Below are 12,169 nucleotides of genomic sequence, written 5' to 3' on the forward strand. Positions count from 1 at the left end.
ACATCCATCAGACCGGAAGCAGAGCGATGACAGTTCAGGTTGAACTACCGTGCCCAAAGTGCAAAAGCACCAAGATGAAATTCGAGCGGCCCGAGATCCGCGAGACCGACATCATAACCTGCGCGGCCTGCGGCCATAATCTCGGCACCATGGCTTCCATCCGCGAAAAGATGAACAAGGCCTACCAGAAGCTCAAGCAGACCCCGGCGGCGAGCAAACTTCAGTGAGGCGAGCTATGCTCCTGCGGCGCTTAACGCCTGTTTCTGCCGGTTAGAACTGTGATTACCATTCGGATTAAAGCTATATAATAAGTATCGTCGTAGTCTCTCTGTCGTGAGGGCGCAATCCAACTGCGCGGGCGCGAAGAGGGGTTATCATGAAGACGATTGTTGTGGCCGCAGCCGCAAGTTTATTGCTGCAGTTTTCTCCGGTTGCGGCTGAGGCGGCAACGCTGGTTGCGAATATCAGCATCGGCAAACAGACGATGACCGTCACCGAGAACGGCTTCGTCAAGTATCGCTGGAAGGTTTCAACCGCGCGCAATGGCTATGTCACGCCGACTGGCTCCTGGAGCGCAAAATGGCTGTCGCGCAACCATCGCTCCCGCAAATACGACAATGCGCCGATGCCTTACGCAGTGTTTTTCAACGGTGGTTATGCCGTTCATGCCACTTTCGATCTTAAGCGGCTCGGCACGCCGGCCTCGCATGGCTGCGTTCGCCTGCATCCCGATAATGCGGCAGAGTTCTTCTCACTGGCGCGGCAGGCAGGCCTTGCTAATACCCGTGTCGTTATCAGGCGCTGATCCCGGATCAGCGCCTGAATCCGAGTTCGACCTTTGATTGCGTTACGCGCTGATCCTTTCCAGCTCATCCAGATCGGGAACGACAATATGTCTGGAGTTCTCGATCAGGATGACACCTCGCTTGCGCAGCCTGGTCATCTGCCGGCTGACAGTTTCGATCGTCAGCCCGAGAAAATCGGCGATTTCTGCGCGCGACAGCGGTAGGTCGAAGGCCGTGCTGATGGCCGTTTGCGGCTCTGCATGGGTTGCGATGAGGTGGAGCAGGCTTGCAACCTTCTCCTCCGCCGTGCGGCGGCCGAGCGTCAGCATCCATTCGCGTGCGGCGTCCAGCTCATTGAGCGCCTGATCGTGCAGCCTGCGCTGCAGCTCCGGCGTCTCTGCAATCATGCGGTCGAGCAGGTTGCGCGGGAAGACACAAATTTCGGCGTCGGTTGCCGCCTCCGCCGACAGTGTGCTTTCGCGCACGAAGGGTCTGCCGACGAAATCGGGAGCGAACTGCAGCCCGACGATCTGCTGGCGTCCGTCCGGCATCATCTTGCAGAGCTTCACCACCCCGCGCATGATGTTTGAATAAAAAGAGCACTCCGGTCCTTGCGCAATGATCTCCGAGCCCGCCTCGATCTTGCGGCGCAGGGAGTGGCGGTTGAGCTCCTTCAGCTGGGCGTTCGACAAGGCGCCGCAGACGACACCGTGACGCGCCTGACAGGAACGACATGCGACGGGCGTGCCTGTTTCGAAAATCTCACTGCTGGCGACGTCCATCGTCGTGATCCTTCAAAAAACCGGACATGCCGGAACGCGATCGCGATCTCTTCCGGCAGAGCTTGATGAATATCAAATGCCGGCGCGCATTATTTGATTCAGATCAAAGACCGATGCGGATGTCGGACAAGCGAATTCTGCGTCCACACGCCTGATTCGATGGCTTTCGTCCCGTCGGCGAAACTATTCCTCCGCCTCGCCATCCCCTTACATCGTTGGGAGTCCGCTCGCCGCTCTGGAGGTATTTGTCTTGACGCATGCTATTCCTGCAGAAATCGAGGCATGGTTTTGCGCCACATGCCCTATTTTCGGCGCGCGCGCTCGCCGGCGTTCCATTGCTGTTTAGGCAACACCTTGTTGTCAAATTGCCGCGACGCCCGGACGAAAGCATTGGCTTTTGAAAAGGATTTGCTATGAGGGGGTTTAAATCGTCATTTCATGAGGTACAGCGCGTGACCGCTACATTCGATAAAGTTGCCGACATTATTGCAGAAACCAGCGAGATCGATCGCGCCACGATCACGCCGGAGAGCCATACGATCGACGACCTCGGTATCGACAGCCTCGATTTTCTCGACATCGTCTTTGCGATCGACAAGGAATTCGGCATCAAGATTCCGCTCGAAAAGTGGACGCAGGAGGTCAACGAAGGCAAGGTTTCCACGGAAGAATATTTCGTGCTGAAGAACCTCTGCGCGAAGATCGACGAGCTCAAAGCAGCCAAGGCCTGAGCGACATATCAGTGTTTTTTGAACGCCCTGCCGCCCTGACCATGGCGGCCGGGCGGTTTCGTTCCTAGATCGGTTCAGATTCATGATGAATCGCCCGAACCGTTCTGCGGTTCTGTTCTTACGCAATTCCTGCGAAACCTCTTCGCACTTTTCCCGGAATTGCTCTAAGTAGGCGTCACCGGCGGGCGGAGATGGCTCGTCGGGCCGGAGGATCCGAATGCTGCTGGAATATTTCCAGATGATTGACCGCGTTCAGGCGGTGGACCTGAAGAAGGGTACGCTTACGGCGCGCTCCGTCGTGCCGGCCAAGAGCCCCGTTTTCGAGGGCCATTTTCCCGGCATGCCGCTCGTTCCCGGCGTGCTCTTGATCGAGACTATGGCGCAGGCCTCCGGGATGCTGGTGCTTGCCGCCACCGATTTTGCCGCCATGCCCTTCTTGATGTCGGTCGACGGCGCCAAGATGCGCACTTTCGTTGAACCGGAGGCCGTGCTCGACATCGAGGCGGTGCTGGAACACGACGGTTCGGGTTTCGCGGTCACCAAGGCCAAGATCACCAGCGGCGGCAAGAAGGTCTGCGATGCGCAGCTGAAACTGCGCACCATGCCCTTCAGCGAGGTTCCGCTCGGCGATATCGTAAAAAAACGCGCCGGCGAGGTCGGGCTTCTCGACGCGATCGCAGCGCAGGGAGTGGTTGGATGAACAAGGCTGCAAACGACGTCGTCATTTCAGGCGTCGGCATCGTCACCTGTCAGGGCGTCGGAAGGGACGCGCATATTGCGCTGCTTTCTGCCGAGCGTGCCCCGACGGCAATCGTCGAGACCGAGAAATTCAAACCCTATCCGGTGCATCCGCTGCCCGAGATCGACTGGTCGCAGCAGATCGCAAAGCGCGGCGACCAGCGCCAGATGGAGAACTGGCAGCGCATCGGCGTCTTCGCCGCGGGTCTTGCGCTCGACGATGCCGGCTTCAAGGACAATATCGAGGCCTGCGGCACGATGGACATGATCGTGGCCGCCGGCGGCGGCGAGCGCGACATCAACGTCGACACGCTGATCGTCGACGAGGGTCTGAAGCGCAACGATCGCGAGCTGCTGCTTAATGAGAAGCTGACGACGGAACTGAGGCCGACGCTCTTTCTAGCGCAGCTTTCCAACCTGCTTGCCGGCAACATATCCATTGTTCACAAGGTCACGGGCTCCTCGCGCACCTTCATGGGCGAGGAAGCGTCAGGCGTTTCCGCCGTTGAGACAGCCTTCTGGCGCATCCGCTCCGGCGAATCGACCCATGCGCTAGTTGGGGGCGCCTTTGCTGCCGAGCGTCCCGATATGATCCTGCTCACCGAAGCGGTTGGCGCGCATACGCGCGGCGAATGGGCGCCGCTCTGGTCGCGCTCCAGCCTTGAGGGCGGCGGCATGATCACCGGTTCCGCCGGCGCCTTCCTGGTGCTGGAATCGCGCAAGCATGCGGAAGAGCGTGGCGCGCACATCTATGCGACGATCAGCGCTGTCGAAGGCGATCGCGGCAATCGCGGCGCCGGTAATTTCGAAGCGCGGATGGAGCGGCTGTTGAAGCCCGCCGCGGAGCTCCCGGCAGAGAGCACGGCGATCTTCTCCGGCTCGACCGGCATGCACGAGATCGCCGCCCGCGAGAAGGCGGTGCTGGAACATCAGCTTGCGGGTGCTGCGATCCGCGGCTTCGGCGGTATTTCCGGCCACACCATCGAGGCGCAGTTTCCGCTCGGGCTGGCGCTCGCAGCCCTTGCCATCGATGCCAAGGCCAAGGTTCCGCCCTTCGATACAGCCCACGAAGCGCCGATGAAGGCGGGTACGAAGGCAGCCGTCGTAACAACGGTCGGACATCAGCGCGGCGAGGGTGTCGCCGTTCTTTCCGCAGAGGCGTGAGGAGAGAGATATGACAGCTTCCGCTTACAAGGATCATCTCGGCCGGCCGATCGTTGCAGTGACCGGCATGGGCATCATCACTTCGCTCGGCCAAGGTCTGAAGGACAACTGGGCGGCCCTTTCCTCCGGCACCTCCGGTATCCACGCGATCAACCGTTTTCCTACAGAAGGCCTATCGACACGGATCGCCGGCACAGTCGATTTCATCGAGATTCCGGTGCCGAATGCCGTCGAGCGCTCCTATGCCTTTGCGCGCGAGACGACCATCGAAGCATTGGCCGATGCCGGTCTCTCGGGCGATTTCAATGGTCCGCTGTTTCTTGCCGCGCCGCCGATCGAGCCCGAATGGAGCGCTCGTTTCGAACTCGCAGACCGCTCGCCGGCTGCCGACCATCCGGGCGACGCCTATGAGCGCTTCCTGACGGCGCTGCGCCAGCGGCCCGACCCGGCCTTCCACGAGGCGGCGCTGTTCGGCGCGATTTCCGAGCGCCTTGCCGACCGGTTCGGCACACGTGGCCTTCCCGTGACATTGTCGACGGCCTGTGCTTCCGGGGTCACCGCCATCCAGCTCGGCATTGAGGCGATCCGCCAGGGCCGCACCGATCGGGCTCTGACCGTCGCGACCGACGGCTCGCTGAGCGCCGAAGCGCTGATCCGCTTCTCTCTTCTGTCGGCCCTTTCGACCCAGAACGACCCGCCGACCAAGGCTTCCAAGCCCTTCAGCAAGGATCGCGACGGTTTTGTCATTGCCGAGGGCGCGGCGACCCTGGTGCTGGAATCGCTGGAAGCGGCGGTTGCCCGCGGCGCCAAGGTGCTCGGTATCATGAAGGGCGCCGGCGACAAGGCCGACAGCTTCCACCGCACCCGGTCCTCGCCCGATGGCGGTCCGGCCATCGCAACGATCCGCGCGGCTCTTGCCGATGCCGGCATCGACGAGAGCGGCATCGGCTATATCAATGCGCACGGCACATCGACGCCTGAGAACGACAAGATGGAATATGGCGCGATGTCAGCCGTCTTCGGCGAACGGCTCGTCGGCATTCCGGTGTCGTCGAACAAGTCGATGATCGGACATACGCTGACGGCGGCCGGTGCGGTTGAGGCAGTGTTCTCGCTGCAGACGATGCTGACAGGCACGCTGCCGCCGACGATCAACTACACCAATCCCGATCCGTCGATCGTGCTCGATGTCGTGCCGAACAAGAAGCGGGAAGCCCAGGTTTCGGCTGTGCTTTCCAACTCCTTCGGCTTCGGCGGGCAGAATGCCAGCCTTGTCATGGCGCTCGAACCGGCTTAAGCGGTTCCCGACAATTTTGATGACAAGAAAAACGCCTTCGAGGCGAGGGATTTTGCCATGCGCGCTTTGCAACTGATCGACGACCGCAAGCTTGAGATCACCGACCTGCCGGAGCCGGATGCACCTGCTGCAGGCGAGGTGACGCTGCGCGTCAAGGCGGTGGCCCTCAACCATATCGACGTTTGGGGCTGGCGCGGCATGGCTTTCGCCAAGCGCAAGATGCCGCTCGTGATCGGCGCTGAGGCTTCCGGGGTCGTCGACGCGATCGGGCCGGGTGTCGCCAATGTGCTGCCGGGTCAGCTCGTCTCGATCTATGGTGCGCGCACCTGCGGTCTCTGCCGACCCTGCCGCGAGGGCCGCGACAATCTCTGCGAACATGTCTCCGGCGTGCACGGTTTCCATCTCGACGGTTTCGCGCAGGAAAAGGTCAATCTGCCGGCGCGCCTGCTGGTGCCGGCTCCTCCCGGGGTCGATGCGATCGGCGCGGCGTTGGCGCCCGTCACCTTTGGCACCGTCGAGCACATGCTGTTCGACAATGCCAGACTCGAACCCGGCGAAACGATCCTCGTCCATGCCGGTGGCTCCGGCATCGGCACGGCAGCGATCCAGCTCGCCAAGAAGATCGGCTGCACCGTCATCACCACGGTCGGTTCCGACGACAAGATCGAGAAGGCCAAGGCGCTCGGCGCCGATCACGTCATCAACTATCGAACTGACCGCTTCGAAGGTGTGGTGCGCAAGCTCACGAAGAAGAAGGGCGTCGATGTCGTCTTCGAACATGTCGGCAAGGATACCTGGGCAGGTTCGATGCTCTGCATGAAGCGTGGCGGGCGTCTCGTCACCTGCGGCTCAACCTCGGGCGTTTCCACAGAAATGAACCTGATGATGCTGTTTCAACAGCAATTGAAGCTGTTCGGCTCTTTCGGTTGCCGCATGGAGAATATGGCCAACGCGATGCAGAAGATGGGCCGTGGGCTCGTTCATCCCGTCATCGACACAGAAGTCGGCTTCAATGATATCGACCGGGCGCTGGAGCGGATGGAATCGCGTCAAATCTTCGGCAAGATCATCCTCAAGATGGATTGAGCTCACGTGAAGCTGATCATCACCCGGATCGTTCTGGCGCTCAGGAATTTCCAGCAATGGCTGGTGGCGCAGGCGATGTTCGGCTTCCTGAACATATTGAAGCTGTTTCCCGCCGATGGTGCGATTCGCTTTGCAGACAAGGCGATGCGCCGCCTCGGCCGTCGGACCCGTCGCCATAGGCTGATGCTCGTCAATCTGCGCAATGCCTTCCCTGAGAAGAGCGACGCCGAGATCGAGGAGATCGCTCTAGGCAGCTGGGGAAATATGGGTCGGCTCGCAGCCGAATATGTCTTCCTCGACCAGCTGTTCGACTACGATCCCGAAAAACCCGAGCCGGGCAGGGTTGAGGTGTCGGGCATTCCGATTTTCCTCGATCTGCGTGACAACCCGCGGCCCTTCATCGTTTTCACGGGACATACGGCCAATTTCGAGCTGCTGCCGGTGGCAGGTGCAGCCTTCGGGCTGCATGTGACGGTGCTTTTCCGGCCGCCGAACAATCCCTATATCGCCAAAAAGGTGTTCGATTTCCGCAGCGCGCGCATGGGCAAGCTGGTGCCTTCGCATGCCGGCTCCTCCTTCGCGCTCGCGCGCCAGCTGGAAGCGGGCCAGGGGGTGGGCGTGCTCGTCGACCAGAAATTCGGCAAGGGGCTGAAGGGCACCTTCTTCGGGCGTGAGGTGAAGACAAATCCGTTGCTGCCGAAGCTGGTGCGCCAGTTCGATTGCGAGGTCTATCCGGCGCGCTGCATCCGCCTGCCGGGGAATCGCTATCGGCTGGAAATCGAGCCGCGGCTGGAGATGCCGCGCGACGCCAAAGGCAATCTCGACCTGCCGGCGGCTGCCCAGCTCCTAAACGACAAGGTGGAAAGCTGGGTGCGGGAATATCCGGAACAGTGGCTCTGGTATCACGACCGCTGGCAGATCAAAAAGACTCTCGCGCCTTGAAAAGCACACCCTTATTTATCAGCGGTGAAAAGCGGCAGGTGCTCTCGGATTGAAACCGAGTAAACTTCATGTTAGCCGTCACCACCAGTGCGAGAATGATATCTACCTTAAGGCGCATCTTGGAAAAATGCAGCCGCGTCAATTTCGGACACGCCACTTGGGACAATGGGAGTGGGAGGCGTCTTGCTGGAGCTTTTTCGAGCCTTTTCCTTGCGATGCGCGCAAATAGAGGAAGCCATACGCCGGGGCGACGATCAGCGCGTCATGTCGCTCGACCGTCATGTCGAGCCGCTGGTCGAGGCGATCCTTGCGTGCCGGGCGGGCAATCTGCTCGAAGTCTACATGCAGCTGCAATTCGTCAGCCATCTTGTCGCTCGGGACGCCGACGACAGCGCCAGCGTCCGAGAACATACGGCGGTGCTTTCCTACCTGCTCGACCGCTATTTCGGCACGCATGGGCCGGACTGGCGGGTGCCTTCGCCGCAGGATATCCGCATCGACCCGCCGGCAGCCTACGTGCCCGACACCGACAACGGCCACTTCCTCAACGCGGCAATCCTCGAAAGCCTGCCGGATCGGGTGGCAGTGCTGACCAGAGACTACCGCTACCTCTATTCCAATGCGGCCAACAGCGCCCATCTCGGTAGGAAGCCGATGGAACTGATTGGGCGTCACCTCTCCGAATTCATCGGCGAGAAACGTTTTGCCGAATGCGCCAAGCATAAGCTGGACGCGTGTTTTGCCGGCGAGGCGCTCGACTACACCTACAAGCGTGCAGCCGGCGAGGGGGCATCGCGGCAGGTGCGTTGTCGCATGTCGCCGTTGCGCGATGCGGGCGGCACAATCATCGGCGCTATGATCGTGATGGATCGGTAGTCTAGAGCCTTTCCTGTCAGATTGAAGCATTCTGCCGGAGCAGGTTTTCGTCAGGGCAAAGGCGATTGGCGACGGGCATACCCCAGGTACGTTCGAGCCGATCGCCTTTGATCCTGGCTAGAGATGCCCGGCCCACCGGCCGCACCGCTTCACCGAGGCGAAGCGACAAGTGCGTCCGCGGATTCTGGGGTCGTGCAGATTCGCCACGCAAATCTGCGGGAGGTTAACTGAAACGGGCCGGCTGATCGACCGGCCGGCTTGGCCGTAGAAGTGGGCTACGACGCGCGCCGGCCGGTCGACCATCCGACTCCGTTTGAGCCAACAGAATGATTCAATCTGACCAGGAAAGGCCCTAACTTATGCCGTCGCCCAGACGGCGAGCTCATAGCCGTCGCGGTCGAGAAAATGGAAGCGGCGGCCGCCGGGAAAATCGGTGATCGGCCGGCAGATCGTACCGCCGGCACGTTCGACCGAGGTCAGCACTTCTTCCAGATCCCTGGCATAGACGACCACGAGCGGGCCGCCCGGACGGACGGGGCCGAAATCGGTGAAGCCGCCTTTCAGCCTCCCATCGTCAAATTCGCAGTAATTCGGGCCGTAATCGGTGAAACGCCAGCCGAAGGCCGAGCCGTAAAAGGCTTTGGCGGCAGCGATGTCGGAGACGTTGAATTCGACATAATCGATACGGCGGTCGTTGTGTTCGGAGTTTTCAGCCATCTATCTCTCCATCAGGGTTTTCAGCATGACGAGATCCTTCTCGATATGCGCGGCATCGGCAGCAAACTGCTCATCTGTCATGCCGGGCAGGCGCAGTAGCGTGAACATGACCTCGCAGCCATCGCCGTTTGGCACGATGCGTAGGGCATTATAAACCCTGAGCCCGGATTCGATCGTCACCGTATGGTCGATCACGCCGAATTCATTGACCGGAACAAAGCTTACCTTGATGGTGCCGAGCGGACCGTGGGCGATCCAGTCGGCGCCATCCGGTTCGAAGCCGGTGGCAAGGCCGGAGGCCCAGAGCGGCATGTTCTCCGGCTTGCCGGCGAAGTCGTAGACGTCGCGCCAGTCGCGCTCGATCGACTGGTGGATGATTTTTGCAGGCATTGTGGCCATGGCTTGCAGGTCCTTGTCCTTGGTTTCCCTGAAATAATAGGGCCAGCCGGCAGCGTCTTGAACAAAACGGTCAGCCAGAGTCTTCCCGCATACCGAGCTGGTCGAGGATGATCGCGGGGGTCAGCGTGGAGAGGTCCCCAACCTCGCGCGTCATATGAGCCTGGTCGGCAAAGCCGGCTTCAAGAGCGATGCGTGCAAGTGGCATTGTGTCCGCGCTGCGGCAGAGGTCGAGGAAACGCTGGAACCGGCGGATGCGTTCCAGGGTCTTTGCGCCGTAGCCGAAATGGTGGTGGCAGCGGCGGCGCAGCTGCCTTTCGCTGATGCCGAGCCGGTCGGGCAGGCCGGTGGCCGGGCGGCCGCTGTCGACGGCGGCGAAGACCACGGCGGCGTCGCGGGCTGGCTCCTCCTCATTTCGCGCGGCCTCCTCGAGCAAGCGGCCAAACAGCGACGCGGTGGCTGCGGGATCCGGGCAATCCCGCAGTCGCGCCTCGAAATCGCTCGTCTCCTTTCGGCCGATATCGGCAAGCGGCACGGAGAGGCCGACCAGCGCCGAGAGCGGCGTCTTCAGCCAGGATGCCGCCGCGCCCGGGGCAAAACGCGCCCCGATAACCGTCGAGCCGGGCCGGATGACAGGAAAGGTCGCCGTTCTGTCGGGGCCGGCGACGACCAGCCGGTTGTCCATCCAAAGCAGATCGCAATAGCCGTCCGGCACAATCGCCACAACTGGGGGCGGCCCGTCGCAGAGAGTATTGGACCACAGGCGGTTGAAATGGCGCCGCAGCGTCGGCGGCGGCGCACATTCGCGGTAGCGGCCGGCGCGGGCCGCAAGCAGCGCCCTGTCTTTTCGTCTCTTCGAAACCAAGCGACATCTCCCGAGGTACGCATGATAACATGAGATAGGGCGTCGCGGGTGACTGCGCGAGAATTGCGGCGTCCGGATCAGTCTGTAATTGCATGTTGTCGGACAAGTTGGGCACCGAAGCCGCAATTCATTGGCTTTTGCGAACCGATTAGACCCTCGCTGGACTTGCCGTTTGAGCGAGACAGTGCCACAACACCGGTCCAAATGACACATCGGAGGTTTGTCGTGGAAAAGGCAGAAATCGGACTGATCGGCCTTGCGGTCATGGGCTCCAACCTGGCGCTCAACATCGCGGAGAAAGGCAATAAAATCGCGGTCTTCAACCGCACGCCTGAGAAAACCGACGAATTCTACGAAAGCGCCGGCGATCTCAAGAAGCAGATCATTCCCTGCAAGACGATCGAGGAGTTCGTCGATGCCATCCGGCCGCCGCGCCCGATCATCATCATGATCAAGGCCGGCGATGCCGTCGACCAGCAGATGGAGGCATTGCGCCCGCATCTGACCAAGGGCGACATTATGATCGATGCCGGCAACGCCAATTTCCGCGACACCGTCGCCCGCTTCGATCGCCTCAAGGATACGGAACTCACCTTCATCGGCATGGGGGTTTCCGGCGGCGAGGAAGGCGCCCGCCATGGGCCTTCGATCATGGTCGGCGGTACCGAGGAATCCTGGAAGCGCGTCGAGAAGGTGCTGACCTCGATTGCCGCCCGCTACAATGACGAGCCCTGCGTCGCCTGGCTCGGCAATGACGGCGCCGGCCATTTCGTCAAGACCATTCATAACGGCATCGAATATGCCGACATGCAGATGATCGCCGAAATCTACGGCATCCTGCGCGATGGACTCGGCAAGAGCGCCGCCGAAATCTCCGGCATTTTCGGCGAGTGGAACAAAGGCAGGCTGAACTCCTACCTGATCGAGATCTCCGAGAAGGTGCTTGCGGCGACCGATCCGGTCGCCGGCGGCCCGATGGTCGACATGATCCTCGACAAAGCAGGCCAGAAGGGCACCGGCAAGTGGTCGGCGATCGAGGCGCAGAATATGGGAATTCCGGCAACGGCGATCGAAGCCGCAGTCGCCGCCCGCAGCCTCTCTTCGATGAAGTCGCAGCGCGAGGCCGCCGAGAAGATCTTCGGAAGTCTGGGCAACGCTTTCCCGACCGCCTACGGCGCAGAGCTCAACAGGGATCTGGAACTGGCGCTGTTTGCCGGCAAGATCGGCGCCTATGCGCAGGGCTTTGCCGTGATGGCGGAAGCCTCGAAGGAGTTCAACTGGTCGCTCCCGATGCCTGTTATCGCGAAGATTTGGCGCGCCGGCTGCATCATCCGCTCGCAGTTCCTCGACGAGATCACCAAGGCCTTCACCGACGCGCCTGATGCGGCGAACCTCATTGTCACGCCGGCCTTCTCGGCCATGGTCAAGGAATCGATTCCGGCGCTCCGCCGCGTCGTGACCGCCGCTGTCGCAGCCGGCCTGCCGGTGCCCGCGCTCACCTCGGCGCTCACCTATTTCGACGCCTACCGCCAGGGCAGGGGAACCGCAAACCTCATCCAGGCCCAGCGCGACTTCTTCGGCGCCCACGGCTTCGACCGCCTCGATGGTAAGGATTTTCATCATGGCCCCTGGGGCAGCGGTGCTGCGACGTTCTGAGATCCGCAGAGGAGATGGAGAGAAAGCCCGGCCGTTGCGTCGGGCTTTTTTCGTGAGGTGCGTTGCCTAGGCCAACAACTGTGTTGTTTCTGTTTGAGCAAGTTGGCTTGTTGATTTTTGGCTTTCCCTTCATA

14 protein-coding genes are annotated in these 12,169 nt (G+C 61.1%); 10 read left to right on the forward strand and 4 right to left on the reverse strand.

Translation table 11 applies throughout. The annotated features are described in order from the left end of the window. Positions 1-26: 26 nt before the first annotated feature. Both FFR93_RS12570 and FFR93_RS12575 read left to right on the forward strand, forming a co-directional pair. Positions 27-227 (forward strand): hypothetical protein, encoded by a 201-nt coding sequence (locus tag FFR93_RS12570; RefSeq protein WP_064712704.1) that lies wholly within the window; start codon positions 27-29, stop codon positions 225-227. Between the two features lie 149 nt (positions 228-376). After that, positions 377-805 (forward strand): L,D-transpeptidase, encoded by a 429-nt coding sequence (locus tag FFR93_RS12575; RefSeq protein ID WP_064705269.1) that lies wholly within the window; start codon positions 377-379, stop codon positions 803-805. Between the two features lie 42 nt (positions 806-847). Here FFR93_RS12575 and FFR93_RS12580 read toward each other — a convergent pair whose 3' ends face one another. Beyond that, positions 848-1,567: a Crp/Fnr family transcriptional regulator gene (locus tag FFR93_RS12580; protein ID WP_138393448.1), complete on the reverse strand. Its 720-nt coding sequence runs from the start codon at positions 1,565-1,567 to the stop codon at positions 848-850. A 452-nt stretch (positions 1,568-2,019) separates the two neighbouring features. Here FFR93_RS12580 and FFR93_RS12585 point away from each other — a divergent pair, with 452 nt between their 5' ends. From FFR93_RS12585 to FFR93_RS12615, 7 genes are all read left to right on the forward strand, one after another. Continuing rightward, positions 2,020-2,298, forward strand: coding sequence for an acyl carrier protein (locus FFR93_RS12585; protein WP_003540486.1), 279 nt, complete (start codon positions 2,020-2,022; stop codon positions 2,296-2,298). A gap of 217 nt (positions 2,299-2,515) precedes the next feature. Then, on the forward strand, positions 2,516-2,998 hold the full coding sequence (locus FFR93_RS12590) for a 3-hydroxyacyl-ACP dehydratase FabZ family protein (RefSeq protein WP_138393449.1): 483 nt from the start codon (positions 2,516-2,518) through the stop codon (positions 2,996-2,998). Next, positions 2,995-4,200 carry a beta-ketoacyl-ACP synthase gene (locus tag FFR93_RS12595; protein ID WP_138393450.1) on the forward strand — a complete coding sequence of 402 codons (1,206 nt, stop codon included), beginning with the start codon at positions 2,995-2,997 and terminating at the stop codon, positions 4,198-4,200. The genes FFR93_RS12590 and FFR93_RS12595 overlap by 4 nt, the downstream gene beginning before the upstream one ends. Positions 4,201-4,210: 10 nt before the next feature. Next, entirely contained in the window at positions 4,211-5,497 is a 1,287-nt protein-coding gene (locus FFR93_RS12600) for a beta-ketoacyl-ACP synthase (RefSeq protein WP_138393451.1), read from the forward strand. Between the two features lie 57 nt (positions 5,498-5,554). Beyond that, positions 5,555-6,583, forward strand: a complete 1,029-nt coding sequence (locus tag FFR93_RS12605; protein ID WP_138393452.1) for a zinc-binding dehydrogenase — start codon at positions 5,555-5,557, stop codon at positions 6,581-6,583. A gap of 6 nt (positions 6,584-6,589) precedes the next feature. Beyond that, complete coding sequence (locus tag FFR93_RS12610) at positions 6,590-7,525, forward strand: lipid A biosynthesis lauroyl acyltransferase (protein ID WP_138393453.1); 936 nt, start codon at positions 6,590-6,592, stop codon at positions 7,523-7,525. A gap of 183 nt (positions 7,526-7,708) precedes the next feature. Next, positions 7,709-8,401 (forward strand): PAS domain-containing protein, encoded by a 693-nt coding sequence (locus FFR93_RS12615; protein ID WP_171049167.1) that lies wholly within the window; start codon positions 7,709-7,711, stop codon positions 8,399-8,401. 357 nt (positions 8,402-8,758) lie between these two features. Here the strand turns inward: FFR93_RS12615 and FFR93_RS12630 are convergent, their stop codons facing one another. The 3 genes from FFR93_RS12630 to FFR93_RS12640 all read right to left on the reverse strand — a co-directional run bounded on the left by FFR93_RS12630 (position 8,759) and on the right by FFR93_RS12640 (position 10,379). Beyond that, the gene (locus FFR93_RS12630) at positions 8,759-9,118 is read right to left on the reverse strand and encodes a VOC family protein (RefSeq protein ID WP_011425727.1); all 360 of its coding nucleotides are present in this window, start codon (positions 9,116-9,118) and stop codon (positions 8,759-8,761) included. Further along, entirely contained in the window at positions 9,119-9,517 is a 399-nt protein-coding gene (locus FFR93_RS12635; protein WP_064705261.1) for a hypothetical protein, read from the reverse strand. A gap of 70 nt (positions 9,518-9,587) precedes the next feature. After that, entirely contained in the window at positions 9,588-10,379 is a 792-nt protein-coding gene (locus tag FFR93_RS12640; protein ID WP_138393455.1) for a helix-turn-helix domain-containing protein, read from the reverse strand. Positions 10,380-10,583: 204 nt separating this feature from the next. Here FFR93_RS12640 and gndA point away from each other — a divergent pair, with 204 nt between their 5' ends. Beyond that, positions 10,584-12,035 (forward strand): NADP-dependent phosphogluconate dehydrogenase, encoded by a 1,452-nt coding sequence (gene gndA / locus FFR93_RS12645; RefSeq protein ID WP_171049168.1) that lies wholly within the window; start codon positions 10,584-10,586, stop codon positions 12,033-12,035. Positions 12,036-12,169 lie beyond the last annotated feature (134 nt).

Origin of the sequence: Rhizobium sp. MHM7A, assembly GCF_005862215.1 — a bacterium.
Taxonomy (GTDB): domain Bacteria; phylum Pseudomonadota; class Alphaproteobacteria; order Rhizobiales; family Rhizobiaceae; genus Rhizobium; species Rhizobium bangladeshense.

Excerpts from the sequence above, each read along its gene's own strand:
- FFR93_RS12570 (WP_064712704.1), top strand. The coding sequence starts at position 27 with ATGACAGTTCAGGTTGAACTACCGTGCCCAAAGTGCAAAAGCACCAAG.
- FFR93_RS12575 (WP_064705269.1), top strand. The coding sequence starts at position 377 with ATGAAGACGATTGTTGTGGCCGCAGCCGCAAGTTTATTGCTGCAGTTT.
- FFR93_RS12580 (WP_138393448.1), bottom strand. The coding sequence starts at position 1,567 with ATGGACGTCGCCAGCAGTGAGATTTTCGAAACAGGCACGCCCGTCGCA.
- FFR93_RS12590 (WP_138393449.1), top strand. The coding sequence starts at position 2,516 with ATGCTGCTGGAATATTTCCAGATGATTGACCGCGTTCAGGCGGTGGAC.
- FFR93_RS12595 (WP_138393450.1), top strand. The coding sequence starts at position 2,995 with ATGAACAAGGCTGCAAACGACGTCGTCATTTCAGGCGTCGGCATCGTC.
- FFR93_RS12600 (WP_138393451.1), top strand. The coding sequence starts at position 4,211 with ATGACAGCTTCCGCTTACAAGGATCATCTCGGCCGGCCGATCGTTGCA.
- FFR93_RS12605 (WP_138393452.1), top strand. The coding sequence starts at position 5,555 with ATGCGCGCTTTGCAACTGATCGACGACCGCAAGCTTGAGATCACCGAC.
- FFR93_RS12630 (WP_011425727.1), bottom strand. The coding sequence starts at position 9,118 with ATGGCTGAAAACTCCGAACACAACGACCGCCGTATCGATTATGTCGAA.
- FFR93_RS12635 (WP_064705261.1), bottom strand. The coding sequence starts at position 9,517 with ATGGCCACAATGCCTGCAAAAATCATCCACCAGTCGATCGAGCGCGAC.
- gndA (WP_171049168.1), top strand. The coding sequence starts at position 10,584 with ATGACACATCGGAGGTTTGTCGTGGAAAAGGCAGAAATCGGACTGATC.